The following is a 26631-nucleotide window of genomic DNA, read 5'->3' on the forward strand; positions in this document are numbered from 1 at the left end:
TTAAAATGATTTAAATCAAAAGTTCCGATTTTAATGTGTAATTATCTTTAGCAATTTTATCTGGACAACAGGAGCATATTTCATAACTATGATGACTCATTTGGGTTTAGATGGCTCTAGCTAGCATAAATACTGGATTGTAAGGGAAGTTCAGAATGGGTAAATACAAACAAGTCGATTTGGCATACTCCTTCTTGGTTGATAAAGAAAAACAAGGGGAATCATTTACCATAGCTCAACTCTCCGAGGCAACAGGTTGGAAAGTAGATACATGCAGAACATATCCATCAAAAAGGTGGCATCAGTATATAGAAAAAGATGGGGAGCAATACTCTAGCTCGGGAATATGCTTTTTGAGCAAGGATGAGTTCAGATCTGTACATAGTCAAAAATTACAACAAACAGCAGATCATTCAACTAAAGGAATATTGATACATAAAGCTAAAGAGTTTGCACTATTAGCTGTTTCGATTTATAACAACCCTTATACTGAATTTAAGACCTATGGTTTCATAGTAAATATTGTTATCGCATATACTGCATTGATGCATGCAATTTTCGAAAAACGAGGGTTCGATTATTTTCATAAGAACCAGAACGGTGAGTTGTTATTTATTGATGGAGAAGAGAAAGCTTGGGAGCTAAGTGAGTGTATTGATGAGTATTGGAAAGGTATTGAGTCTCCAGAGAAAGCAAATATCAGGTTTCTGATAGGGTTGAGAAATAAAATAGAGCACAGAAGTCTTCCAGCTATTGATTTAGCTGTGTGTGGTGAATGCCAATCAGCTTTAAGTAACTTTGAAACAATGTTGGTAGAAGAGTTTGGCGATGAACATGCTTTAACCGCTAGCCTTGCTATAGCTATGCAACTAACTCGTATCTCAGAACAATCTCAAATTGAAGCCTTGAAACAACTTCAAAAAGAAAATTACAAGATAGTAAGAGAGTATATGGAAACATATAAGAAGGATCTTCATGATGATATTGTTCAAAGTCAAAAATATCGTATAAGAGCTTTCCTGGTTCCCAAATTGGGTAATCATGCAAAATCAGCGGATATGGCTGTAGAATTTATTAATGTAAATAAATTGAGTGATGCAGAGATTGCAAATTATGAGCGAGCTGTTGCCTTTATTAAAGGTGTTGAAAATCCATTTAAATTAAGACCGAAGAATGTTGTTGGACTAGTAGCCAAAAAAGTACCATGCTTCAATATGGCCTTACACACTAAGTGTTGGAAATACTATGAGGCAAGACCTCGTGATGATCAACGTGCATTTAAAGGCCAGTATTCTGGGTTTGTGGAAGGTTTCGAAGGCTATCTTTATTCAAACCAATGGGTCAACTTTTTAATTGAAGAACTCAGTAATCCTCAAAAATTGGAGCTTGTAAAACAGCAGGATATTTAACTCGTAAGTAGGGCTTTAAATCGTAGGTTGGTGCTGAACGAAGTGAAGCCCAACGTTTACCGTGAACAGCCTTTTTAAGGCAATAATCGGATAATTCGGAGTTATTCGATTATTGCCATCCCTGCTGGTTAGGTTCTGGCGGATTGGTCTTACTCCGTATGTTGGGCTTCGCTGCGCTCTGCACCAACCTACGCCCGCGCCAACCCGCAGCAAAGCATCCATCAACTACCAAACCTGCCTTGGCCCCACTCTTGCTATGTCTTATCCCATTGTTGGCCGTGGCCGCCCTGAATGTTCTGCTGTGAACCGCTCCGAACGGGGTGGAGCATGGAGGGGGGCGGCCCGGCTGAGACCTTCTGATGGGAGCCGTGACAGTGCAAGAGACAACCAATACCTTGCCCCCGCAGCGCTGGCTGCAACTGGAGTTAAAGGCCATCGACAGCCAGGTTGGCCGCTGGCAGAGCCGCCGTTTCGAGATTGCGGCGCTCCATCCCGCCGAACCTGAGGCTGCAGGTGCCTTGCCCCTTACCCTGTTTCGTGACGAGCGGGGGGATTATCGCTTCAACCTGAGCTCTGGCTCGCCCCGCCTCTTTGTCACCGGAAGCCGCGTGGACAATGGCTTTGTGGCCGATGGCCTCACCCTGAGCCAGACCGTGGCCGCCGCCTATATGGATGGCGAGCGGCAGGTGCTCTCCTGCCCGCTGCCCGAGGCGCTACAAGCCTGGGTGGAGGCCTTTATCGGTCGCCACGGCGAGCTGCTGGAGGCCCGTCGCAAGGGCAAGAAGGGCAAGGGACGGGCGCAGGATCAGCTCGGTGTCGATACGGTAGATCAAGCCAGCTGCGGCGCCGTCAAAGCCACCGGCCCCGATGGCCGTGAGCGTGGCCGTGAGCGTGGCAGTGACAGCGGAAATCGCGCCCATGAGTGAGTTCCTCAAGCGCTGGTCGTCTCGCAAGAGTGAGGCGCGCAAGCATCAGGCATTGCAGCCAAGGGAAGAGGTTATCCCCGAGGCAGTTGCCGCCCCCATCGAAGGCAGTGGCGAAGGTGAAATCTCAGATACTGCGCTGGATAGCCCCGTAGTCAGCACTGACAAGGGGAGCTGTGACCCCCTTGCCGTTGAGGGGGCCGAGAGTGGCGAACCGCCGCTGAAAACGGCTCAGCCGGGCAAGGCCAAACTCCCCGACAGGGAGGCGCTGCGGGCCATGTTTCGCAGCCACAAGCCGGATGGGCTCGACGACTACACCCAGGATTTCAGCCAGCCCGAATTGCTGCCCGCGGCCTTGACTGCCGGGCTGCGCAACTGGCTGGTGGATCAGGTAACCGCCCCGGAGAGCGAATCGGCCAATCCGGCCAGCGGATCCGCTGAACCGGTGGCGGTTGTCAGCGCACCTGCCGCCGACGAGCTGGCTGATAACCATTCTCAAACCCACACCGACGATCGGGACATTTTGGTTTCCTCTGGTGGACAAAATGTCCCAACCAAAGGTGGGGGAATGGAACCCTCAGGATCCTGACTCCCTGTCAGTCACTTTTTTCCCGGGGGAGTTGGCTCGCCTCTTGCTCTCTCGGCTTACCAACAAGCGCCCATCCCATGAGGTGGTGCGCACAGGAGCGTATGTGAGCACTGAACAAACATTGCCAAGTCTGACCCCAAATCTAGCCTCCAATCTTGCCCATGGGGCGGGGGCGGCCGCGCATAACGCGCGCGCTCGCGCCTATGCCCTGCAGCATACGGTCAAGACCGATAACCTGATCTCGGCCACTGTCTCTTACCAGAGTCAGGGGCGCCTGCTGCTGGTCGGCCCGGAAGATCGCATTCGCCGCGCCGCCAGCCTGCTGCCCGCCGGGATGAAGCCCACCCTGCTGGTGAGCGAAGCGGTCCACGATGCCGAGGCGGCCGATCTCGAAACCATTTTCGATGCCACCGCATCCCTCGCGGCCCTGACCCTGCGCGAACCGAGCCTGACAGGGTATCTGGGGCAGTTCCAGCTTACCGGCCTCAATGGTCAGGGTGAGCGGGTTAATCTGGCGGCGCTCTGTTTTACTCAGCAGGCTGCGGAAAATGGCGAACCACGCTTTGATCTGGTGGCCGATCTGGGCCGTGCCCCGCTCTTTGCGCTGGAACGCCCGCCGGTCGGCTATCTGCATCTGGCCGATGATGTTGGCTTGGTCGAACGACTCGCTGAGCTCTGTGCGCTGACCGGTATCTTCGACAAACCTCGCTATTTTCGTCTCGACCCCGAGGCCTGCGCCTTTACCGCCCGTGGCGTGCCCGGTTGCAGCCGCTGCCTTGATGTCTGTCCGACTGATGCGCTCAAGCCCATCAATGGTCGCATCCAGATCGATCCCCATCTCTGTCAGGGCTTTGGTAGCTGCGCCTCGGCCTGTCCGACCGGGGCGATTGCCTATCACCAGCCCGACGCCAACACCAGCGGCGACTATCTGCTGCGCCTGCTCAAGCACTACCGCGAGGCGGGGGGCGACGCGCCCCAGCTGCTGATCGCCGGCGAAAACGAGCGCGAATGGGTGGAAGCCGAACTCACCCGTTTGCCTGCCAACTGGCTGCCAGTCTGGGTGGAGGAGAGCGCGAGTTTGGGTATCGAGAGCTGGTTCGCCGCCCTCGCCTATGGCGCCAGTGCGGTGTGCATTGCGCTCGGTGATGATGCTCCCGCAAGTGTGCGGGCATTGGTTGAGCGGGAGCTGGCGAGCGCCGCCGTGCTCTTGGCGGGCGCTGGGCTTGCTGCCGATCGCATCGCCCTGTTTAACCCGGATGCAGAACAAGATAAGCCGATCTCCGGTGAGCCAACCGTTGCCTTGTTGGAGAAGCCGCTCAAAGGGGACAAACGGGAAAACCTGTTTGCCGCCTTCGATGCCCTCTGGCAAGCCAACGAAGGGAGCAGAGAGCCGCTGGCGGTGCCCCACGGTGCCCCATACGGCAGTGTGGAACTGAAAGAGTCTGACTGCACCCTCTGCATGGGCTGCGTGGCGGTTTGCCCGAGCCGCGCCCTGCATGCGGTGGGTCATGCGCCCGGCCTCAACTTTATCGAGCAGGACTGCATCCAGTGCGGCATGTGCGAAAAGGCGTGCCCCGAGCAGGCCATCGTGCTCACGCCCCGCCTGCAGCCGGTGCCCGAGGCGCGCCGCGCCGTGCAGAGCCTGAAAGCTGAAGAGGCTGCCTGCTGCATTCACTGCGCCAAGCCGTTCGCACCCGCCTCGATGATCCGCCGCATCCAGCAAAAACTGGCCGGTCACTCCCACTTCCAGAACGAGGCCGCCCAGCGGCTGCTGATGTGCGAGGACTGCCGGGTCAAGGATGTGTTTGCGGCGCTGGCGGCGGATCCCGTCTCCCAGCTCAAGGTATGAGGGCCAGTGATGAGTGAACAACATAACGAAAAGGCTGGCGAACTGACCATGACCGAACTGGAACAGAGCAGCGCCGATCTCTACGCCCTGCTGGCAAGCCTCTGGCGCGCCGCCCCCCGTGGCGAACAGCTCGCTTGGCTGCAAGGGTTGCAGCCGATGCCTGGCCCCTTTGCCAGAGGGCTGGGACTGGTGCAGCTGGCGGCCAGCAGCCACCACGAAAACGAGCTTGCCGAGGAGTATCAGGAGCTCTTTATCGGGCTGGGGCGCGGGGAGATCGTGCCGTTTGCCTCCTGGTATCTCACCGGCTCTTTGATGGAGCTGCCGCTGGCAGTGCTGCGCGCAGATCTGCAGTCCCTCGGTTTTGAGCGCCAGAGCGGAGTGTGCGAGCCGGAAGATCATCTCGCCGCCCTCTGTGAGGTGATGGCGGTACTGATTGGCGAGCAACACCCGGAGCGCAACCGCTTCTATGAGCGCCACCTTGCCCCCTGGGTACTCGCCTGCTGCCGCGATCAGCAACAGGCGAAAGGGGGCAGCTTCTACCGGGCGGTCGGCGCCCTTGCCGAAGATTTCTTCAAGCTGGAAAACGAATTGCGCCTGCCGTTTGGCGCCTGCGTGGTGCCGGGCTGAACGCCCCTATCTGTGCATAACACGCTGCGCATAACATAGAGCTGCGCATAACAAAATGAGCAGACGAGATATCCCATTGGACGCGAAGCTGGCGCGCAGGCGCCAGCAAGAACAACAACAGAGGTCACAAGAATGAGCGATGAACAGCTGAAAGACCCGTCCCGCCGCAATCTGATCAAGGGAGTTGGCGTGGTCGCCACCATAGGCGTATTGGCCGGTGCCACCGGTCGGGTGGTGGGCAAAGAGGTGTTGACCCACGACACCGAGCCTGACAAGGGCTATCGGGAGACCCCCCATGTTCACGACTTTTATCGCACCCTGCGCGGCACCGACTGAGCCGGATCAGTGAAGGAGAACTCATGAAACTGACAAAACGTGCCGAGCAGCCCCAGGTGGGCGAGCAGGGCAATGAGGCCATTCGCGGTCAGGGGCTGACCCGTCGCGCCTTTATGGTCAACTCGGGTCTGGTGGCCGGTGGCGCCGTGGCCGCCGGTTGGCTGGCGCCAGCCATGATGCAGCGGGCCGAAGCCAAAACCGTGGCGGCCGACGTGCCGGTCGAGGTGAAGCGCACCATCTGTTCCCACTGCTCGGTGGGCTGCGGCGTCTATGCCGAGGTGCAGAATGGCGTCTGGACCGGTCAGGAGCCAGCTTTCGATCACCCCTTCAACCTTGGCGGTCACTGCGCCAAGGGGGCGGCCCTGCGCGAGCACGGCCACGGTGAGCGTCGCCTCAAGTACCCGATGAAGCTGGTGGGCGGCAAGTGGCAGCGCATCAGCTGGGAGCAGGCCATCGAAGAGGTGGGCAACGAGGTGCTGCGCCTGCGCAAGGAGTCCGGCCCTGACAGCGTCTACTGGCTCGGCTCTGCCAAGCACTCCAACGAGCAGGCTTACCTGTTTCGCAAGATGGCCTCCCTGTGGGGCACCAACAACGTGGATCACCAGGCGCGGATCTGCCACTCCACCACGGTCGCCGGGGTCGCCAACACCTGGGGCTACGGCGCCATGACCAACAGCCTGAACGACATGCACAACAGCAAGTCGATCATGTTTATCGGCTCCAACCCGGCGGAGGCCCACCCGGTCGCCATGCAGCACATCCTGCTGGCGAAAGAGCGCAACGGCTGCAAGATCCTGGTGGTTGACCCGCGTCGTACCCGCACCGCCGCCAAGGCGGACATGTACCTCTCCCTGCGTCCGGGCACCGACGTCGCCTTTATCTGGGGCATGCTCTGGCACATCTTCAAGAACGGCTGGGAAGACAAAGAGTTCATCCGCACCCGCGTCTACGGCATGGACGAGGTGCAAAAAGAGGTGGCGCGCTGGACCCCGGCGGAAGTGGAGCGGGTAACCGGCCTCAACGAACAGCAAGTTCATGGCGCCGCCAAACTGCTGGCCGACAACCGCCCCGGCTGCGTGGTCTGGTGCATGGGCGGCACCCAGCACACCACAGGCAATAACAATACCCGTGCCTACTGCATCCTCGAACTGGCCCTCGGCAACGTGGGCAAGAGCGGGGCGGGCACCAACATCTTCCGCGGTCACGATAACGTGCAGGGCGCCACCGACTTTGGCGTCACCTCCGACTCCCTGCCCGGTTACTACGGGCTGGAAGAGGGCTCCTGGAAGCACTGGGCCCGGGTGTGGGACGTCGATTACGAGTGGATCAAGGCGCGCTTTGACAACAAGGCCTACAACGGCAAGTTGCCGATGAACAACAACGGCATTCCGGTCTCCCGCTGGGTGGACGGGGTGCTGGAGAATGCCGATCTCATCGAGCAGGGCTCCAACATCCGCGCCATGTTCTACTGGGGCCATGCGGTCAACTCCCAGACTCGCGGCCCCGAGATGAAGAAGGCGATGCAAAAGCTCGACATGATGGTGATTGTCGACCCGTACCCCACCGTCGCCTCGGTGATGAACGATCGCACCGACGGCGTCTACCTGCTGCCGGCCACCACCCAGTTCGAGACCTATGGTTCCGTTACCGCCACCAACCGCTCCATGCAGTGGCGCGACAAGGTGATCGAGCCCCTGTTCGAATCCAAGGTCGATCACGAGATCATGTATCTGCTGAGCAAGAAGCTTGGCTTTGCCGACCAGCTGTTCAAGCACATCAAGGTCGAGAACAACCAGCCGCTCTTGGAAGACATCACCCGCGAATATAACCGCGGCATGTGGAGCGTGGGCTACACCGGCCAGAGCCCGGAGCGGCTCAAGGCGCACCAGCAGAACTGGCACACCTTCCACAAGACCAACCTCAAGGCCGAAGGCGGCCCGGTCAGCGGCGAAGTGTATGGTCTGCCTTGGCCCTGCTGGGGCACCCCGGAGATGAAACATCCCGGCAGCCACATCCTCTACGACACCAGCATTCCGGTATCGGAAGGGGGCGGCGGTTTCCGCGCACGTTTCGGCATCGAGTATCAGGGCGTCTCGCTGCTCGCCGAAGACTCCTGGCCGAAAGGGAGCGAGGTGGAAGACGGTTATCCCGAGATCACTGCCGACCTGATGAAACAGCTCGGCTGGTGGGATGAGCTGACCGAGGCCGAGAAGAAAGAGGCCGAGGGCAAGAACTGGAAGACCGATCTCTCCGGCGGTATCCAGCGGGTCGCCATCAAGCACGGCTTTGTGCCGTATGGCAACGCCAAGGCGCGCTGCGTGGTGTGGACCTTCCCGGATCAGGTGCCCAAGCACCGCGAGCCGCTCTACACCCCGCGCCGCGACTTGCTGGCCGACTACGCCACCTGGCCAGACTCCAAGAGCCTGTGGCGCCTGCCGACCCAGTACGCCTCGGTGCAGGAGAAGGATGTCAGCAAGGAGTTCCCCATCATCCTCACCTCCGGCCGTCTGGTCGAATACGAGGGGGGCGGCGACGAGACCCGTTCCAACCCCTGGTTGGCTGAATTGCAGCAGGAGATGTTTGTCGAGATGAACCCGGCGGATGCCAACGATGTCGGGGTGCGCGATGGTCAGGATGTGTGGGTCGAGGGGCCGGAAGGGGGCCGGGTCAAGGTGAAGGCACTGGTAACCCCGCGGGTCAAACCGGGGCTTGCCTTTATGCCGTTCCACTTTGGTGGCCACTTCGAGGGCAAGGATCTGCGATCCAAATATCCGGAAGGGTCTGACCCCTATGTGCTGGGGGAGTCGGTCAACATAGTCACCACCTATGGTTATGACCCGGTCACCCAGATGCAGGAGACCAAGGTCACCCTGTGCCGTTTTCGCAAAGTAGGAGCCTGATCCCATGGCCAGAATGAAATTCATGTGTGACACCAAGCGCTGCATCGAGTGCAACGGCTGTGTGACGGCGTGCAAGAACGAGAACGACGATGCCCTCGAGTGGGGCATCCAGCGCCGCCGGGTGGTGACCCTCAACGATGGCCTGCCGGGGGAGACCTCCATCTCGGTCGCCTGCATGCACTGCACCGACGCCCCCTGCATGGCGGTCTGTCCGGCCGACTGCTTCTATCACACCGACGATGGCATAGTGCTGCACAACAAGGATCTCTGTATCGGTTGCGGTTACTGCCTGTTTGCCTGCCCGTTCGGGGCGCCCCAGTTCCCGAAGACCGCCGCCTTTGGCGATCGGGGCAAGATGGACAAGTGCACCTTTTGCGCCGGCGGCCCGGAAGAGGATCACAGCGAGGCGGAGCGCCAGAAGTACGGTGCCAACCGCATCGCCGAGGGCAAGCTGCCCATGTGTGCCGAGCTCTGCTCCACCAAGGCACTGCTGGCGGGGGATGCGCAGGTGATCTCCGATATCTTCCGCGAGCGGGTTGCCTATCGCGGTGCTCCTCACGCAGCTTGGGGGGCTGATGAACAGGCGCTCTATCGCGACGCCAGCAAACCTCACGATGGCAGAGGCAAGGGGCTCAAGCTTGGCAAGCAGGAGGATGGCCAATGAGACACTGGCTGACAGCGCTGCTGACGGCCTTGCTGCTGTTCAGCGCGCCCGGCTTCGCTGATGCGCAGAAAGAGGCGGTCGGTTTTGCCGGCGCCGATTACTGGCGGGCGGTGAAGGATGGGCAGGAGGGGGTGACCACCTCCCGCTCGCCGGAGCACGGGGTGCTTATCTCGGTGCCGGGCCAGCTCTGGTTCGAGGTGAAGACCAAGTGGGTGTCGCCGCTCGGCGCCATCGCCATTTTCGGGTCGCTCGCCATGTGTGGCCTGATGTATCTGGTGGTGGGGCAGACCAAGCTCTCCAAACCGCGCACCGGGCGCAAGCTCAAGCGCTGGAGCAGGCTGGATCGGGCGCTGCACTGGACCACGGCGGCCATGTTCCTGACCCTGTCCGGGTCGGGGCTGGCCATCATCTACGGCAAGTACTTCATCAAGCCGGTGGTGAGCCTCGGGGTGTGGGAGAACTGGATCTGGTTTGCCAAGGTGTTCCACAACTACGTGGGGCCGCTCTTCTTCCTCTGCCTGATGGGGGTGCTCATCAAGTGGTTCCGCCACAACATCGTCAACATGGTGGATGTGCAGTGGTTCATGAAGTTTGGCGGCATGCTCGGCAAGCACAAGGGAAGCCACCCCTCGGCGGGCTTCTCCAACGGCGGCGAGAAGGCGATCTTCTGGCTGCTGATCTGGTTTGGCGGCATAGTCGTGGCGACTGGGCTGTTCCTCGATTTCCCCATCTTCGGCCAGCTGCGCCGCCAGATGGAGTGGGCCAGTTTCATCCATATCGTCGGAGCGCTGATCCTTATCTGCGGCTTTATCTTCCATATCTACATGGGCCTGTTCCAGCTGGAAGGGGCGCTGGAGGGGATGGTGACCGGCGAGGTGGACGAGACCTGGGCCAAGGAGCACCACGACCTCTGGTATGAAGAGGTAAAGCACACCCTTGATGAGCCCAAGGTGGGCAAATCAAGCTGATGGTCGACAAAGAGTAAAGATAAGGGGCGCTGCGGCGCCCCTTTTGATGGCGGGTCGATCGTGATGGCAAATTGATTGAGCGATGCCACAAACGGCGATGGTTTTTTGGGCCACCTTGAGCAACAGTAACAGGGGTTCCATTCACACAAGGGATGACAAATGATGAGAAAAACATGGCTGGCAGCGGTATGTGCATCTGCGCTCTTCGGTGGTATTGCGGGCGTGGCGCAGGCGGCTGACGGGATCAAGACCCAGCAGGTGCAGTTCAAGAAAGGGGAGTCAGGGGCGACTATCAACGGCACCATTCAAGGTAGCCAGACCCTCGATTACAAGCTGACGGCCAACAAGGGCCAGAGCATGGTGGTGATCCTGACCGGCAAGCCCTACTTCAATATTCTGCCGCCGGGCAGCAAGGGGGAGGCGATGTTTATCGGCTCTACGGAAGGGAACAACTTTGAGGCGACCCTGCCCGCCAAGGGCACTTATACCATTCGGGTCTACCAGATGGGGGCGGCCGAGAGCAGCAAGGCCAAGACGCCGTTCAAGCTGGAGGTGGGCATCAGCGGCTAATGCCAGCAGCTGACAAGCATCACAGAGGTGGCGGCCACAAAGGGCCGCCACCGTTGTTTTATCCTCTCTTTTTTTGCCTCGCCAAGGTTAATAGTCCCCCCGAGAAAGCCGTTCGAAGTAGCGCTTATAACGTCCGCTGGCGATGGCCTGCTGCAACTGCTGATTGAACTGATCCCGCAGTTTGGCTGAATCCGGCATCTTGCGTGGGAACATCACGAAGCTGTCGTTGCGCAGAAAAGGGGTCTGACTGTGGGTGATGAGTGCCGCGCTGGCGGGGTCGAGCTGGCTCTGCAACTCGGCCAGACCGACTCGCAGCTCTTGTGGATAGAGGTCGATCCGCCCGCGCAGCAGCTTGCCGAAATTCTGCTTCACGTCGGTGACTTTCTGTTGGGTTACCCTGCCATCGGCCACCATCTTGTCCAGCTCGGGCCCGTAGCTGTAGGCGATATCGCCCCCCAACCGCATGCCGATGATCTGCTCAAGGCGCTCGGCTTGCAGCTGCCGTGATTTGAGGGAGAAGAAGACAAACTGCTCCTGCAGCACCGCTTCGCTGAACAGAAAATCCTGCTCCCGCTCCGTTTTGTGCATCCAGACGGCGGTGGCGTCGTAGAGCTGGCTGTTGGCCGCCAGCGAATAGACCCGACCCCAGGGAGCGAAGTGGAACTTCACCTCATAGCCCGCCTCCTTGAACAGATCGCTGATGAGGTGGGCCACTGGCCCGTGCTGTTTTGACTGCTCGGAGACGAAAGGGGGCCATTCACCCACGATGATGTTGAGTACCCGGCCCGGTGCGGCGAGAGCCGACTGGCAGGTCAGAAACAACCACAGAGCAAGCAGCGGGATCAGGCGCATGGCAGGAAGAAGGGGGCGGAGGCTGGCAGAGGCGAGGGCATCAGATCACTCCCGGCTGTGATGCGGTGAAAGGGGCTGGGTTGCCTGCAATGCTAACATGAGTCTCATTCCTTGCCGTGGATATTTGTCTCGCCGGGGTCGCCGGGCGCCTATTTTGGCCGCAGGGTATGCCCAAGCTCACAAAACCGATCGAGTAAACGTCATATGATTGATTTCATTATGAGTCTTGCTCTCCTGCCGAACGGCAATTTCACGTAAATCAAAGAGAATGACTATGGCTACCGGACAATATCTGCTGTGGAAAGATGCACAGGGACAGGATTTTCGCCCCGTTGCACTGACCGGCACTGATCTGCTTAACAATCGATACCTCAACAAGGGCACGGCCTTCACCGAACAGGAGCGGGCCGATTTTGATCTCGATGGTTTGCTGCCGCCTCAGGTGCAAACTTTTGAAGCCCAGCTCGAGCGAGTGTATGAGGGGTTCAAGAGCGCTTGCAGCGATATCGAGAAGTACCAGAACCTGCGTGCCCTGCAGGATCGCAACGAGACTCTCTTCTATGCCCTGTTGTCACGCCATGTGGAGGAGATGACTCCCTACATCTATACCCCGACCGTGGGCAAGGCGTGTCAGGAGTTCAGCCACCGCTTCCAGAAGCCCCGCGGCCTCTACATTACCCCGGACAACGTGGATGACATGGGCAGTCAGGCCCGTCACTTCGATGCCAAATCGATCCGCATCATAGTCGTCACCGACAGCCAGGGCATTCTGGGGATCGGCGACCAGGGTGTTGGCGGCATGGGGATCCCCATCGGCAAGCTGGCGCTCTATACCCTGGGGGCCGGTATTCACCCCGCCTGCTGCATGCCCATCGCGCTGGATGTGGGCACCGATAACCAGAAACTGCTCGATGACCCCATGTACCTTGGCCGCCCCCACAAGCGCATTCGCGGCAAGGAGTATGAGGAGTTCATCGACAAGTTTGTGCAGGGGGTCAAGCGCCACTTCCCCAATGCCGTGCTGCAGTGGGAAGACTTCAGCAAATCCAACGCCTTCAACAATCTGGCCCGCTACCTGCAGGCACTGCCGTCATTCAACGATGACATTCAGGGCACCGGTGCCGTGGTGCTGGCCGGTATTATCGGCGCGGTCAAGGTCAAGGGGGAGACCCTGGGCCAGCAGAACTATCTGGTCTATGGCGCGGGTGCAGGCGGGGTCGGCGTGGCGGATCAAATCTGCGCTGGGATGATCCGCGAGGGAATGGATCCGCAGGCGGCCCGCGATCGCATCTACATTCTGGATACCCAGGGGCTGGTGTGTGATAACCGGGATGGGCTTGATGAGTACAAGCGTCGCTACGCCAAACCGGGGCTGCTGCTGGCCGGTTGGGACACCGAGGTGCCCGGCAAGGCCAATCTGGCCGATGTGCTGCGTCATGTGCCCATTACCGTGTTGCTGGGTACCAGCGGCTCGGGCGGTGCCTTCCAGGAAGAGCATATCCAGCTGATGCTGCAGCATTGCGAGCGCCCCATGGTGTTCCCGCTCTCCAACCCGACCGCCAACTGTGAAGCGCTGCCGGAGGATATCTACCGCTGGAGCAAGGGCAAAGCCATCGTAGCAACCGGTAGTCCGTTCAAGGATGTGAGCTACGAGGGGCAGGAGTTCCGGGTCGGGCAGGGCAACAACGTCTTTATCTTCCCCGGGGTAGGTCTGGCGGCCATCGTCAGCCAGCTCCGCGAGATCACACCCGATGTCTTCACTACTGCCGCCTTTGCGCTGGCCGAGTGCGTGAGTGAGGTGGACTTGGCTAAAGGTGCTGTTTATCCCCGCATTCGCGAGCTGCGCAGCATCTCGGTGCATGTGGCGACCGCCGTGCTCAAGGATATCGTGCGCCGGGATCCCTCCCACCCGCTGATCGGTCAGGATCTGCAGCAGCATATCCTCAACCATATGTGGGAGCCGGTTTACCTGCCCTATCGTCGGGTATAACCGCGTATTCACCACCCGGATAACGGGTCGGAAAAGATGACAAGGGGGTAGCGCTGCTACCCCCTTTCGTTTATCCCGTGGCATTCACTAAGTTCGCAATGGCCGCCAGCGCCCTTGCTGATTGCGACAGGCGGTATCCTGCCACTGCTGGCTCGCCTTGCCGATATAGAGTTGCTCGCGATAGTCGCGACACCACTCCCCGCTGGTATGGCGGAAGGTGCGCAGCGGGGTGACGCTACCCGAGTGACGGTTAGCTGGATTGAACCAGGTGAGGCTTTGGCCTTTGGTACGGGTTTCCAGCGCCTTGGCGAGAGCCTGATTGGCCAGTTGAACATCTGCCTTATCCATTTGATGGTAAAGCGGCGGAGTGTCGACCGTGGCGCAGCCAGTGAGGCCGAGCAGGAGGAGTGGTAACAGATATCGCATTATGGTTGCCCCTGTTGGCGAAAGCCGTTGTTGAGCAGCGCCCGCTCCTGCTCATCGGTAAGCACTTGCTGGCGATCATCGACCGTGCCATCACCTCTTAGTTTATTGCCGTTGGCATCGACAGCATCCACACCGTTGTCATCGACCGTGCCATCGCCCCTGAGTTTGTTGCCATTGGCATCGACGGCATCCACGCCGTTGTCATCGATGGTTCCATCCCCCCTGAGCTTGTTGCCGTTGGCATCGACGGCATCCACGCCGTTGTCATCGATGGTGCCATCACCTCTGAGCTTGTTGCCATTGGCATCGACGGCATCCACACCGTTGTCATCAACGCCATTGCCAAACCCGCGGCCACCCCCATGGCGTTCTCCCCCTGCATGTTTTTCTCCACCAGCATGCCGTTCACCTCCACCATGCTGCTCTCCGCCGGCATGCTCGCCTTGGCCGCCACTGTCATCGCTGCCCCCATCGCTGTCGTTGCCACCGCTACTGTTGCTGCCACCGCCGCTGTTGTTGCCTCCGCCGCTGTTGTTGCCTCCGCCGCTGTCGCTGCCACCGCCGCTGTTGCTGCCGCCGCCGCTGTCGCTGCCACCGCCGCTGTCGCTGCCACCGCCGCTGTTGCTGCCACCACCGCTGTTGCTGCCACCACCGCTGTTGCTGCCACCGCCGCTGTTGCTGCCACCACCGCTGTTGCTGCCACCGCCGCTGTCGCTGCCTCCACCACTGTTGCCCCCACTGCCACCATCGCCATCTTTGTTGTGAACGATCAGCTCATTGGCGATGTAGCTGTGGCTGCCATCGAGCAGCAGATTGAAGAGTGCGGTAGTGGGAGATGCCTCGATCCAGCAGAGTGACTCAACCAGCAGTAATTCCGGCTGGGGTTGCAGGGCCAGATTGCCCGTCACCATGGCAGGTGCCGGGCGACACATTATCTGCATGCCGGTAAATAGCGGCAGCACCGCCAGTTGCGGGTTTTCGGTTCGGGTCATGGCCGGTGAGATGGCCGCCCAGCCCCGAGTGGTCAGCAGAGGGTGCTCTGCGGTAAAGAACGGGGGCAGATCATTGATCCCGTAGAGTCTGCGCTTGCCCAGTATGACCCGTTCGATCGCCAGGATCCGGTTACTGCCGCCGTGCTGATCCAGCACCTGTTCACCGACCCGGAGCGTCTCTATGGGGCGGGTGGAACCATCGGCCATCGTGATGCGAGTGCCGGCGATAAAGCAGGACTTGGCATAGGCCTGATTCATTTGCCACTCATTTTGGGCGAAATCATAACTGAACGGGTTCGCAAACAGGGCGAGTGCGATGGCCGAGCCAATAAGCAATCTGCGCTGGCTGGCCTTGAATGGGGGCTGTGACATGGGGACTCCTTGTCCATCTTGATTCACAGGATCCATTATAGAGCGCGCCCCTGGCGGCGGCATTTTTGACCATGAACACAATAAACATGATGGAAAAACGATTGGCGTTCGTCACAATAATGCGTAAAATCACATACTCGATGCTTGTAGCAACGAATCCCGCCTAAAAAGCCAGTTTCATGCCCTTCCCAAGCAGTAAAAGGCAACAAGTGACGTATTTGTGTTCATTTTGTGCCTTGGAAAAGTCTTGTGATGACTGAAAAGTGATAAATATCCCCATCAGTTATCAAAAAATTAAGGACATCCATGTTTTCCTTAGTCAAGCAAAGTGTCGCCGGGCTGCAAATCCTGTTTGTCGCCTTCGGTGCCATGGTTCTGGTGCCCCTGCTCACCGGACTGAACCCCTCCATGGCCCTGCTTGGCGCCGGTGTGGGCACCCTGTTGTTCCAGCTCTGCACCCGCCGCCAGGTCCCGATTTTCCTCGGTTCCAGCTTTGCCTTCATCGCTCCCATCATCTACGCCACCCAGACCTGGGGATTGCCATCCACCATGTTTGGCCTGTTTGCCGCCGGTTTCATGTATTTCATTCTGGCTGCGCTGATCCGGGCAAAAGGGATGGGGTTTGTGCACAAATTGCTACCCCCGGTGGTGATTGGCCCGGTGATCATGGTGATCGGTCTTTCTGTGGCGCAGGTTGCCTGCAACATGGCGATGGGCCGTGCTGGTAGTGAGCAGGTGGTTCCTGCGGGGACTGCGCTGACGCTGGCCGGTATCTCGCTGGCGGTCACCCTGATTGCAGCTGTGTTCTGCAAGGGGTGGATCAAGCTGATCCCCATCCTGTGCGGCGTGATTGCCGGTTATGTCTCGGCGGTATTCATGGGCCAGGTGAGTTTCGATGGTATGGTGAACGCCCCCTGGCTGGCGCTGCCCCACTTCGAAACCCCGGAGATCAACTGGGCTGCTGCGTTGTTCATGTTGCCGGTAGCCATCGCCCCCTGTATCGAGCATATCGGTGGCGTGTTGGCGATTGGTGGCGTGACTGGCAAGGATTACACCAAGGATCCGGGTTTGCACCGTACGCTGGCCGGTGACGGCATCGGCGTCTGCTTCGCCGGTTTCATCGGTGGCCCACCCGTGACCACCTACGCCGAAGTGACCGGTGCCGTGATGATCACTCGCAACTTCAATCCGGTCACCATGACCTGGGCTGCGGTGTTTGCCATCATTCTGGCCTTCTTCGGCAAGTTCAATGCGCTGCTCACCTCCATCCCGATGCCGGTGATGGGCGGTATCATGCTGCTGCTGTTCGGATCCATCGCTGCCATCGGTCTCAAGACGCTGGTGGAATCCAAGGTGGATCTGGGACTGTCACGCAATATCGCCATCGTCGCTGTGACTCTGACCGTCGGTGTCGGTGCGCTGGAGATGAAGATTGGCGACTTCGCGCTGGCCGGCGTTGGTCTGGCCTCTGTTGCCGCCATCCTGCTCAACCTGATCCTGCCTGCGCACTCCGAAGAGGGTGTGATGGACGCGGCCAAGGACTGAGTTCCACCAGATGTTCATCGTTGATTTGGAGAAGGCCACCTCGCGGTGGTCTTCTGTTTTTCGGGTATCTCGCGCCACTTTTCGGCTCGGCGGAGCTCATCTGGAATCTAATCTGGAAGCAGATGAGGGGGTTAGCATTCTCATTTGACGTATCTCTTTTCGTGACCTTAGCTAAAGGACAGGTTTGGCTCTGAGGTCTCCTCGAGCAGTATGGGAAAATGGATGTTGGCGTTTTCTATCATTTCTCTCCCAGACCCCTGTCATAAAACGATGCGCTTTTTCTTTGCCACGGCGCTGTTGTATGGCAGAGGCTTATCCGCCCCACTCCGCACTCCCCTTATGCTGCCCTGGCATGTTTCCTCCTCGATTTGTTGTGAGCCTCCCTCGCCGGTTGCGTTTCGTTGCGCACAGGCAAAATCCGGATCTGTTTGCTGCTGCACATGGGTGGGCGGCGAGCCGTGAAAGCCGGCATGACCCCAGCGGGTCAGACGTGCACCGCCATCGGTAACGGCGGATGTTCAGGGATGAATGGCAAGCAAAGCGAGGTTGCAATGAACTATCAACTGCTGTGGAAAAGTGCAATTTTTTCAGTCTCTTCCATGATGGCGATAAGCGCTGTTCAGGCTGCGCCACTGAATGTGATGACCGAGGATTACCCGCCATTCAACATGCAGGGAGAGGGGGGCAAGATTGTCGGGCTGTCGACCGAGGTGGTCGAAGAGCTGTTCAAGCGTGCCGGGGTCGAATACAAGCTGACCCTGATGCCCTGGAAGCGGGCGTACGAAGATACCCTCGGCACCCCCAATACCGCCCTCTACTCCACGACCCGCACGCCGGAGCGGGAAGCGCTGTTCAAGTGGGTAGGGCCGCTGGTCAATAACAACTGGGTGTTTTTCTCCAGCTCGACCGCCAATATCACGGTCAAGTCACTGGAAGATGCCAAGCAGTATTCGGTGGGTGGCTATAACGGCGATGCGGCCGCCGAATATCTCAAAGCCCAGGGATTTGCCAAGTTGCAGCTGGCCGCCAACGACACCGCCAACGTGAAGAAACTGGAGGCAGGTCGCATCGATCTCTGGGCTACCGGCCAGTATCTGGCGCCCTATCTGGCCAGCAAGGAGAAGGTGGCCTCACCCAAGCCGGTCTTCGTGTTCAAGGAAACCCAGATGAGCTTGGCGTTTAACAAGGACACGCCCGATGAGCTCATCACCAAGCTCAACGAGATCCTCGCTGCCATGAAGGCGGATGGCACCATCGACAAGATCAATGCCAAGTACCAGTAACAGTACCAATAGCAAGTGCCGCTTAATGGCACTGCGCCGGCTGCCGTAAAACCGGGAGGAAACCATGGATTGGAAAAGTCTGACGTTCAGGATTGCCGTGTTGACCTCCCTGTCGGTGAGTCTGCTACTGGTGTTGTTTGGCGCTTACAACTACAACGCGGTCAGGGCGGAGAGCTACAGCAAACAGAGTGCGCTGGTCGAACAGGCCATCGGCCGGCTGCAGCTCTCCCTGCCCGGCCCGCTGTGGAATTATGAATCGGCTTTCATCGAGGCATCGCTCAAGTCCGAGCTGGCGGCCGATATCCTGAGTGCTTTGCTGGTGGTCAACAAGGACAAGCTGGTAGCCGGGTTTGCCCGTGACACGGCGGGGAGCATTGCCCCCGTGACAGCCATGCCTGCCGATACCACTGCCTATGGGGGATATGATCTGGTCTATGACGACAGCGGCCAGAAAAACACCGTGGCCCGATTGCTGGTGCAAACCAGTGATGCCGCCATTCAGGCCCAACTGCGCCAGCAGTTGATCACCACCGTCTGGCAGATCCTGGTGCTCGATCTCTGCATCATCGCCCTGTTGATGGTGCTGATTCATCGCAACGTGCTCAGGCCGCTTCACCAGATGAATCAGGCGGTGTTCGATCTGGCCAAAGGAGAGGGGGATCTGACCCGGCGTCTGAAGATCAGTCGCCAGGATGAGATAGGCGCGCTGGCCACCAACATCAACCATTTTATTGCCAAGTTGCAGGAGATGGTGGCGGAGATCAACGAGCTCTCTGCCGGTGTGTTGCAAACCGCCGAACTCTGTGACTCCCTCTCGGCAGATACCCGGGTAGGCAGTGACGCCCAGCAATCCGAGCTGGATCAGGTCGCCACCGCCATTACCGAAATGAGTCAGGCTGTGCAGGAAGTGGCTGGTAACGCGGTGAAAACATCTGGCGCCACCGATGAGGCCAACCTCTATGTGGAGCAGGGTTACAATCTGGCGGGCCATGCCAATGAGGCCATCCATCAACTGGTGGGGGAGGTGGAGCGGGTCGCCACTCTGATGCGCACCCTTTCGACCGAGAGCAGCAGCATTGGCACCATCATCGAGGTGATCAACGGCATTGCCGAGCAGACCAATTTGCTTGCCCTCAATGCGGCCATCGAGGCGGCGCGGGCGGGTGATCAGGGGCGCGGTTTTGCGGTGGTGGCGGATGAGGTGCGCACCTTGTCGGGCCGTACTCGCCAGTCGACGGAGGAGATCAGTGCCAGTATCAAGCGGTTGCAGCAAGCAACCCAGAATGTTGGTGCCGGCATGCAACAGAGTCAGGAGAAGGCATCCCGCGCCGGCATCGAGGCGGCAGATGTGCAGATATCGGTGGAGAAGATTAAAAATCAGGTCAGCCTGATCCGCGAGATGAACATGTATATCGCCCAGGCATCGGAAGAACAACACTCGGTGGCGGAGGCGGTCAGCCACAGCGTCAACCGGATTGCGACGCTCAACAGCGAGAGTGCGGCCAGAGTGGCACAGGTTGCCGAAGCCAGCAGCGATCTGCGGCAGCTGTCGGCCCAGCTCGACACCCTGCTCAAGCAGTTTCGGGTCTAGTCAGCTAACTTCGCCCCGTTGGATCATCCTGCGGGACAGGTCGGTCCCCATTATTTTGAGGCGCGGCGAGATGTCGTGAGGGGCAAGGGGCCTTGTCCTGCGGCGCTTTTCGTCATGCCCATGTCACTGTTCAGTTGAGATTGGCGTGACCGCGAAACTCGCAGCATCATGCTCTGCCCGATACGCAGTCCGACAGCGCTGGACGCATATTTTCATTTTCCCCGCTCATGCCTGCCTGCATCTATTGTGCCGCTGATCTCGACCCTTTAGAATTTCGTTTAATTACAGCGAGTCCTGAGCCGTCATCTGGCTTTATTCAGGTGTGGAATCCCATCTTCTTCATGATGAACGCAAATAACAGGTGGTTGGTATGACGGGGGTTGCGCCAGGCAATAACATATCAGCCTATCACTTCGGTGATTATGTCTTTGATGTCAAAAGGCGAGAGCTGATCTTCTGTGCCGACAAGGACAACTTGCAAAGCGCCCGGGTGGTGCGTTTGTCATCGGCAGAGAGCCTCATTTTCAGCTATCTGCTCGATCACCATGACGAGGTGTGCGACAAGGATCTGTTGCTCGATATCGGCTGGTTGGGTCGCCCCATCAGCCCCAACTCACTGAACGTGGCCATCGCCAATATTCGTCGCCACTTCGCCTCATCCCCCCAGACGCTGGATATCAGAAGTACCCCGAAAAAAGGGTACTCCCTGCATCTGAACTGCAAGATGAAGAGCTATTACGGCAAGGCACTGCCAACGGAGAGTGAGCTCTTGCCCGAGCCGATGAGCGAGACCACGCCTGCAGCGGCTGCTCAGCCACCGTCGACATCACCAAGCTCCGACCACGAGGTCATCAAAGAGCCTGCTGCTCCCCGTTCTTTTGGTGAGCGCGCCAAACTTGCCTTTCTCAGCGGTATCGGGCGGCCAATGCTGGCAAGGGGCCTGATATACGTCAATCTGCTACTGGTTGTGCTGGTGGCGTTTGTCGCCAGCTATCTCCATTTCGAGTGGCTCCATGTGCACTGTACCGACTCGCCGACCGGCGTTGTTTGCCAGATGGAGGCACGGAGCGATGTGCCACCAGTCAAACCGGCATCGCTGGTGCTGGTCTCCGGCCACCAGGTTCGTGTGCTCTCCTATAAAGAGCTCGAAAAAACGCTGTAAGGGATCTCTGATGAAACGAACGCTGAAAAATACCTTGCTGCTGTTGCCACTGTTTGTCGTGCTGTTGTTTGTCGTCGGAATGTTTATCAACAGTCTGGGCTGCCATTACGACCTGAAAATGTCGGCCAATGGAGTCAACTATCACGGGGTGTGCCGCTGGGGCAAAATCACCGTAATCGAAGAGGAGGAGGCGACCAGGGAGAAGTGGCGGGTGACCGGTTTTCAACTGACCTTCTTCAACCAGCTTGTTTACCTCATCGACAGTCGTACCCAACTGCATGAGTCGGGTAACGATGACTCCTATCTCAATGAGTACAACCTGATCCAGTCGCAATATGCGCTGGTCAACTATGCCTGGGTGCCGCTGACCGAAAACAAGGTGGCAATTTTTCAGCGCGATCCGGTGCACGAGGTCGTGATTGCCCAGCGAGATGGCTGGTTCGATCTCTACCGCTGGTTCTTCCCCCCGGCACCGCTGGTGCCTGTTCAACCACAAAGCGCAGGTGCCGGGCGTCCCGCTAGTTTCTAAGCAATTTGCACCAGGGGCCGGTGACCTCGCAGTGGCCTGTCTCATCACTGTTTTGCCAGCCCAGCCGATGGTAGAAGGCTACTGCCGCCGTGTTGCGGGTCGCAACCTTGAGCGAGCCGTGCGGCGAATCAGCGAGGCCCCGCTCCAGCAGGGCGCGTCCTATCCCCTGACCGTGCCAGTCGCTTGACACATAGAGGTGATGGACGAAGTGATCGGGCTGCCAGATGGCGATAAAGCCGCAGATATTGCCCCCCTGTTCGGCTACCCACACCTGTTCACCTTTGGTCTGTTCCTCGAAATCCTCGAGTTGGAAACGGGCGGGATCGACCCAGTGAAAGGTGTGGCGGCGGCTCTTTAAAAACAGCCGGGCCAGTTGGGGAATGTCGTGTTCTTCCATGAGCCGGATCATGATGCCCTCCCGGATCAAGCCAATGTTCATTGAGGCTGCTGCACAGCGGCAGGTTAATCGATGCAAATGACAAGGGTGTGATTAAGCACTGTCCATTGTATTTGCCATGGGGCTATACTGCCGGAGTCCCTTGTATGGATGGCTTGAGGATCGCTGATTTATGGACAATAAACTGATTGAAGGCAACATTTTTGTTCCGGCGCACATAGACGATGTCTGGCACGCCTGGACTACCGAAAGCGGTCTGCGCAGTTTTCTGGCTCCCGAATGTTTGATGGTGGCCGAACCGAATGGTCCTTTCGAGATCTACTTCAGGCCTGATGCCCCGCTGGGTGAACGTGGCAGTGAAGGGTGCCGGGTCATGGCCGTCATGCCCTATGACCTGCTCAGTTTCAGCTGGAATTTCCCGCCCAGCCTACCCCATATCCGCCAGCAAAAGACCCAGGTTTGCCTGCGATTTGTGCCGGAAGGGCAGGGCACTCGCCTCTACTTCCTGCAGAGCGGTTGGGCCAATGATCCGGATTGGGATCAGGGTTATGCCTATTTTCGGGAAGAGTGGCTGGAGACCAGCCTGCCACGGTTGCAGTACCGTTTTACCCATGGCCCCATCGACTGGAACAATCCGCCAGACAAGGCGCAGTTGAAGGCGCTGGCCCAGTAATCCCGGATGTCAGACATAAAAAAAACCGGCCAAAAGGCCGGTTGAAACAGTTCAGGCTTGTCAGGTGACAAACGTATCCAGCGGATGAGAGTCGCTTTCCACTCCTTGTGAAGCACAACCCTCTTGGTTACGTGCCATTACTATATGCCATCCACACTGAATCGAGGCTGAACCACGGATGTTTCAGCTTCACTCTACCTTCCAATCAGATGGTAATCCCCATCGACTGGCGCAAGTAAGCGCCCGCACCGAGTAGCCCCGGCCCTTCATGGGTGATCAGAAACACCGGGATCTCCTTGAGGTAGGATTTGAAGCGCCCCTTGTCTTCAAAGGCGACCCGGAAACCGGAACCGGTAAAGAACTCCTGGAAGCGCGGCACTATGCCACCTGCGATATAGACGCCGCCAAAGGTACCCATATTGAGGGCCAGATTGCCGGCAAAGCGGCCCATCAGCACGCAGAACAGGCTCAGGGTGCGACGGCAATCGAGGCACTCACCCGCCAGTGCGCGCTCGGTAATGTCTTTGGGGGCAAACGGCTCGGGCTCACGGCCATCGGATTTCACCAGCCCGCGATAGAGATTGACCAGACCCGGGCCGGAGAGGAAACGCTCTGCCGAGACATGGCCCAATTCGCCTCGCATTACTTGCAGCACCGCATCTTCCTCTTCGGTGTTGGCAGCAAAATCCACATGACCACCTTCACCCGGCAGGCTCAGCCACTGCTCACCCGCCTTGACCAGATGGGCGACCCCAAGGCCGGTGCCCGCACCATAGATGGCGATGGGCTTGCCCGCTACCGGCGCGGCGCCGCCAAGCTGGATGCGATCCGATTCAGCCAATACCGGCACCGCCATCGAGACGGCGGTAAAGTCGTTGATCACTTGCAGGCGTGCCAGCCCGAGATTGCTCTGCATCTCGCTGATGGAGAACTCCCAGCTGTGGTTGGTCATGGCAACCCAGTCACCGTTGATAGGGCAGGCGATGGCAATGCAGGCTTCAGCCACCTGAACCTTGTGTTCCTCCAGATAGAGGCGTACCACGGCTTCAAGGCTGGGATGGGCCAGACCTGAGTAGGTCTTTGCCTGAGAGATAGTACCGGTGGCCAGCTCACACAGGGCCAGACGCGCATTGGTGCCGCCGACATCGCCGACCAGCGCATGGGTATGCTGCATAACAACTCCTTCGTTACAGGATGGGGACGACTCTGGTGTCCCGAGATTATTGTTGGATTATGACGGCCCATTCTATCCGAGCTCAGGCTTGCTCACCCGCCGGATCGATACAAACGTGCGCCTGCTCACAGTGTTGTTGCTTTGCAACATTTGTAAGCGCTTTCATGGCTAGGTGACGTTTTGTAACGAAAAGTACGAAATAATTAGAGATGAGTCATACTTTGTATGGCAGGCGTTAGTTGCCATAACCGCTTGTCTTGTATAGTCCTTAGCTTGAATGGAAACTTGCTTAGCCGTAGATTGAGTGCAAAGACACTGAAGCTAAATTACAAAAACGCCTGGTGGTGATGATGAATACCCTTGATAAAATTACGAACAACTTGGAAAGTTTCAGTAAATCAGAACGCAAGGTTGCCGAGGTGATCCTGGCGTCTCCCCAGACCGCCATCCACTCCAGCATCGCCGCTCTGGCCAAGATGGCCGACGTCAGTGAACCGACCGTCAACCGCTTTTGCCGCCGTCTCGATACCAAGGGCTTTCCTGATTTCAAACTCCATCTGGCCCAGAGCCTGGCCAATGGCACCCCTTACGTAAATCGTCATGTGGAAGCGGAAGATGGGCCGGATACCTATACCGCCAAGATCTTCGAATCCACCATGGCCTGTCTGGATGCCGCCAAAAACAGCCTGGATATCTCTGCCATCAACCGCTGCGTCGATATCCTGACCCAGTCCAAGAAGATCAGCTTCTTCGGCCTTGGCGCCTCCTCCGCCGTTGCTCGCGATGCCCAGAACAAATTCTTTCGCTTCAACATTCCGGTAGTGAGCTTTGACGATATCGTCATGATGCGCATGAGCTGCATCAACAGCAGCGAAGGGGATGTAGTGGTGCTGATCTCCCACACCGGTCGCACCAAGGCTCTGGTCGAAATCGCCGCGCTGGCTCGCGAGAACGACGCCACCGTGATCGGTATGACAGCCAAGGACTCCCCGCTGGCCCGCGAGTGCAATCTGGTGCTCTCCATGGATGTGCCGGAAGATACCGATGTCTATATGCCGATGGCATCCCGCATCGCCCAGCTGGCGCTGGTGGATGTGCTGGCGACCGGTTTTACCCTGCGCCGGGGGATGAAATTTCGCGAAAATCTGAAGAAAGTAAAAGAGGGATTGCGCGAATCCCGCTTCGAAACCCCGCACTCTTCCTGAACCGTCGGGGGCTCCGGCCCCCGACTGTCTATGCCACCCGCCTTGGTGTAGTATTGTAATTTAATAACAAAAACCACCCAGATGGTTTGCAAACGGGTGCATCGAGCCATGGGCTTGATGGGGCAGAATCTCAAGTCATATCAACTTCATATTGGAGTCTTTCATGCCTAGACGTACAAAGATTGTAACCACACTCGGTCCGGCTACCGACCGCGAAGGGATCCTCGAAGGGATCATCCGCGCCGGGGCCGACATGGTGCGGATGAACTTCTCTCACGGCACTGCTGAAGACCATATCCTGCGCGCCAATCAGGTGCGTGACATTGCTGCCAAGCTCGGTCGTCACGTCGCCATCATGGGTGATCTGCAAGGCCCGAAAATCCGTGTTTCCACTTTCAAGGATGGCAAAATCTATCTGGCCATCGGTGACAAGTTCATTCTCGACGCGGCGCTCGGCAAGGGTGAAGGTTGTCAGGAGCAGGTCGGTATCGACTACAAGAGCCTGCCAGACGATGTGGTGCAGGGCGACATCCTGCTGCTGGACGATGGCCGTGTGCAGCTGAAGGTCGAGCAGGTTGAAGGCACCCGCATTCACACCACGGTGACCGTGGCCGGGCCGCTCTCCAACAACAAGGGCATAAACAAAAAAGGGGGGGGTCTCTCCGCGCCGGCGCTGACCGAGAAGGACAAGGAAGATATCAAGACTGCCGCCCGTATGAATGTGGACTATCTGGCTGTCTCCTTCCCGCGCTGTGGCGACGATCTGCGCTACGCCCGCGAGCTGGCCCGCGAAGCCGGTTCCAATGCCAAGATCGTGGCCAAGGTTGAGCGCGCCGAAACCGTCGCCACCGATGAGGCGATGGAAGACATCATCCTTGGTTCCGATGCTGTGATGGTCGCTCGTGGCGATCTGGGTGTCGAGATCGGTGACCCCGAGCTGGTTGGCGTACAGAAGAAGTTGATCCGCCACTCCCGTCGTTTGAATCGCGTCGTGATCACCGCTACCCAGATGATGGAGTCGATGATCAATGCGCCGCTGCCGACTCGTGCAGAAGTTATGGACGTGGCCAACGCCGTGCTGGATGGTACAGATGCGGTGATGCTCTCCGCCGAGACTGCTGCCGGTCAGTTCCCCATCGAGACCGTGACCTCCATGGCGAGCGTCTGTGTCGGTGCCGAGAAGCACCCGAGCCTGAACGTCTCCAACCACCGCATGAGCTACACCTTCACTTCCGTTGAAGAAGCTGTAGCCATGTCCACCATGTATGCGGCCAACCACCTGGAAGGGGTGAAGGCGATCGTGGCACTGACCGAGTCCGGCACCACCCCGCTGCTGATGTCCCGTATCAGTTCTGGTCTGCCGATCTTCGCCATGTCTCCCCACAACAAGACCCTGTCCTGGACCAACCTTTACCGTGGAGTTACCCCGGTGATGTTTGACGGTGACGAGACCAAACCGGTCTACGAAGTGTGCCGCGACGCGCTGGCCGTGCTCAAGGAGAAGGGGCTGCTGCAGAGCGGCGACATGGTGCTGCTGACTCACGGTGACAAGATGGAAACCGTGGGTAGTACCAACACCTGCAAGGTGATGATGGTCGAATAAGC

General features: G+C 58.2%; 24 protein-coding genes. 19 read left to right on the top strand and 5 right to left on the bottom strand.

The window, feature by feature from the left end:
• Window positions 1–155 precede the first annotated feature (155 nt).
• The 10 genes from I6L49_RS00590 (at window position 156) to I6L49_RS00635 (ending at window position 10835) form a co-directional block, all read left to right on the top strand.
• Window positions 156–1409 (top strand): DUF3644 domain-containing protein, encoded by a 1254-nt coding sequence (locus I6L49_RS00590; RefSeq protein ID WP_124928821.1) that lies wholly within the window; start codon window positions 156–158, stop codon window positions 1407–1409.
• Between the two features lie 359 nt (window positions 1410–1768).
• Complete coding sequence (locus tag I6L49_RS00595; protein WP_216950354.1) at window positions 1769–2335, top strand: DUF3305 domain-containing protein; 567 nt, start codon at window positions 1769–1771, stop codon at window positions 2333–2335.
• On the top strand, window positions 2328–2921 hold the full coding sequence (locus I6L49_RS00600; protein WP_216950355.1) for a DUF3306 domain-containing protein: 594 nt from the start codon (window positions 2328–2330) through the stop codon (window positions 2919–2921). Before I6L49_RS00595 ends, I6L49_RS00600 begins: the two co-directional genes overlap by 8 nt.
• 103 nt (window positions 2922–3024) lie before the next feature.
• A complete protein-coding gene (locus tag I6L49_RS00605; protein WP_254127515.1) occupies window positions 3025–4770 on the top strand; it encodes a 4Fe-4S binding protein in 1746 nt (581 codons plus the stop codon).
• 9 nt (window positions 4771–4779) lie between these two features.
• On the top strand, window positions 4780–5397 hold the full coding sequence (locus I6L49_RS00610) for a molecular chaperone (protein ID WP_216950356.1): 618 nt from the start codon (window positions 4780–4782) through the stop codon (window positions 5395–5397).
• A gap of 132 nt (window positions 5398–5529) precedes the next feature.
• Window positions 5530–5733: a transcriptional initiation protein Tat gene (locus I6L49_RS00615; protein WP_005303194.1), complete on the top strand. Its 204-nt coding sequence runs from the start codon at window positions 5530–5532 to the stop codon at window positions 5731–5733.
• Between the two features lie 23 nt (window positions 5734–5756).
• Window positions 5757–8633, top strand: a complete 2877-nt coding sequence (locus I6L49_RS00620; protein WP_216950357.1) for a formate dehydrogenase subunit alpha — start codon at window positions 5757–5759, stop codon at window positions 8631–8633.
• 4 nt (window positions 8634–8637) lie between these two features.
• A complete protein-coding gene (gene fdh3B / locus I6L49_RS00625; RefSeq protein ID WP_005353752.1) occupies window positions 8638–9297 on the top strand; it encodes a formate dehydrogenase FDH3 subunit beta in 660 nt (219 codons plus the stop codon).
• Entirely contained in the window at window positions 9294–10265 is a 972-nt protein-coding gene (locus I6L49_RS00630) for a formate dehydrogenase subunit gamma (protein WP_139741069.1), read from the top strand. Before fdh3B ends, I6L49_RS00630 begins: the two co-directional genes overlap by 4 nt.
• Window positions 10266–10424: 159 nt before the next feature.
• Window positions 10425–10835: a DNA breaking-rejoining protein gene (locus I6L49_RS00635; RefSeq protein WP_234920528.1), complete on the top strand. Its 411-nt coding sequence runs from the start codon at window positions 10425–10427 to the stop codon at window positions 10833–10835.
• An 87-nt stretch (window positions 10836–10922) separates the two neighbouring features.
• Here I6L49_RS00635 and I6L49_RS00640 read toward each other — a convergent pair whose 3' ends face one another.
• Window positions 10923–11687: an ABC transporter substrate-binding protein gene (locus I6L49_RS00640; protein WP_216950358.1), complete on the bottom strand. Its 765-nt coding sequence runs from the start codon at window positions 11685–11687 to the stop codon at window positions 10923–10925.
• A gap of 274 nt (window positions 11688–11961) precedes the next feature.
• Here I6L49_RS00640 and I6L49_RS00645 point away from each other — a divergent pair, with 274 nt between their 5' ends.
• Window positions 11962–13677, top strand: coding sequence for an NAD-dependent malic enzyme (locus tag I6L49_RS00645; protein WP_216950359.1), 1716 nt, complete (start codon window positions 11962–11964; stop codon window positions 13675–13677).
• An 87-nt stretch (window positions 13678–13764) separates the two neighbouring features.
• On the opposite strand, the gene I6L49_RS00650 is transcribed toward I6L49_RS00645, so the two are convergent.
• On the bottom strand, window positions 13765–14106 hold the full coding sequence (locus I6L49_RS00650; protein WP_041235099.1) for an RT0821/Lpp0805 family surface protein: 342 nt from the start codon (window positions 14104–14106) through the stop codon (window positions 13765–13767).
• Window positions 14103–15467 (bottom strand): Hint domain-containing protein, encoded by a 1365-nt coding sequence (locus I6L49_RS00655; protein WP_216950360.1) that lies wholly within the window; start codon window positions 15465–15467, stop codon window positions 14103–14105. Before I6L49_RS00655 ends, I6L49_RS00650 begins: the two co-directional genes overlap by 4 nt.
• A gap of 306 nt (window positions 15468–15773) precedes the next feature.
• Here I6L49_RS00655 and I6L49_RS00660 point away from each other — a divergent pair, with 306 nt between their 5' ends.
• The 5 genes from I6L49_RS00660 (at window position 15774) to I6L49_RS00680 (ending at window position 21577) form a co-directional block, all read left to right on the top strand.
• Window positions 15774–17012, top strand: coding sequence for a uracil-xanthine permease family protein (locus I6L49_RS00660; protein WP_005334784.1), 1239 nt, complete (start codon window positions 15774–15776; stop codon window positions 17010–17012).
• 551 nt (window positions 17013–17563) lie between these two features.
• Window positions 17564–18295 carry an ABC transporter substrate-binding protein gene (locus I6L49_RS00665; protein WP_005334783.1) on the top strand — a complete coding sequence of 244 codons (732 nt, stop codon included), beginning with the start codon at window positions 17564–17566 and terminating at the stop codon, window positions 18293–18295.
• A gap of 64 nt (window positions 18296–18359) precedes the next feature.
• Window positions 18360–19886: a methyl-accepting chemotaxis protein gene (locus I6L49_RS00670; protein WP_216950361.1), complete on the top strand. Its 1527-nt coding sequence runs from the start codon at window positions 18360–18362 to the stop codon at window positions 19884–19886.
• A gap of 370 nt (window positions 19887–20256) precedes the next feature.
• On the top strand, window positions 20257–21048 hold the full coding sequence (locus I6L49_RS00675) for a winged helix-turn-helix domain-containing protein (RefSeq protein WP_216950362.1): 792 nt from the start codon (window positions 20257–20259) through the stop codon (window positions 21046–21048).
• Between the two features lie 10 nt (window positions 21049–21058).
• Entirely contained in the window at window positions 21059–21577 is a 519-nt protein-coding gene (locus I6L49_RS00680) for a hypothetical protein (RefSeq protein ID WP_201903920.1), read from the top strand.
• On the opposite strand, the gene I6L49_RS00685 is transcribed toward I6L49_RS00680, so the two are convergent.
• Window positions 21567–21986: a GNAT family N-acetyltransferase gene (locus I6L49_RS00685; RefSeq protein ID WP_040065353.1), complete on the bottom strand. Its 420-nt coding sequence runs from the start codon at window positions 21984–21986 to the stop codon at window positions 21567–21569. The genes I6L49_RS00680 and I6L49_RS00685 overlap by 11 nt on opposite strands.
• A 160-nt stretch (window positions 21987–22146) precedes the next feature.
• Between I6L49_RS00685 and I6L49_RS00690 the strand changes: the two genes are divergently transcribed.
• Window positions 22147–22647: an SRPBCC domain-containing protein gene (locus I6L49_RS00690; protein WP_005334766.1), complete on the top strand. Its 501-nt coding sequence runs from the start codon at window positions 22147–22149 to the stop codon at window positions 22645–22647.
• A 205-nt stretch (window positions 22648–22852) separates the two neighbouring features.
• On the opposite strand, the gene glk is transcribed toward I6L49_RS00690, so the two are convergent.
• Window positions 22853–23821 carry a glucokinase gene (gene glk / locus I6L49_RS00695; RefSeq protein ID WP_005334764.1) on the bottom strand — a complete coding sequence of 323 codons (969 nt, stop codon included), beginning with the start codon at window positions 23819–23821 and terminating at the stop codon, window positions 22853–22855.
• 350 nt (window positions 23822–24171) lie between these two features.
• Between glk and I6L49_RS00700 the strand changes: the two genes are divergently transcribed.
• Both I6L49_RS00700 and pyk read left to right on the top strand, forming a co-directional pair.
• Window positions 24172–25026 (top strand): MurR/RpiR family transcriptional regulator, encoded by an 855-nt coding sequence (locus I6L49_RS00700; protein WP_005334759.1) that lies wholly within the window; start codon window positions 24172–24174, stop codon window positions 25024–25026.
• Window positions 25027–25189: 163 nt separating this feature from the next.
• Window positions 25190–26629, top strand: coding sequence for a pyruvate kinase (pyk, locus tag I6L49_RS00705; RefSeq protein WP_021229874.1), 1440 nt, complete (start codon window positions 25190–25192; stop codon window positions 26627–26629).
• The last annotated feature ends 2 nt before the right edge of the window (window positions 26630–26631 follow it).

This window comes from Aeromonas sp. FDAARGOS 1419, from assembly GCF_019047045.1.
Classification (GTDB): domain Bacteria; phylum Pseudomonadota; class Gammaproteobacteria; order Enterobacterales; family Aeromonadaceae; genus Aeromonas; species Aeromonas veronii.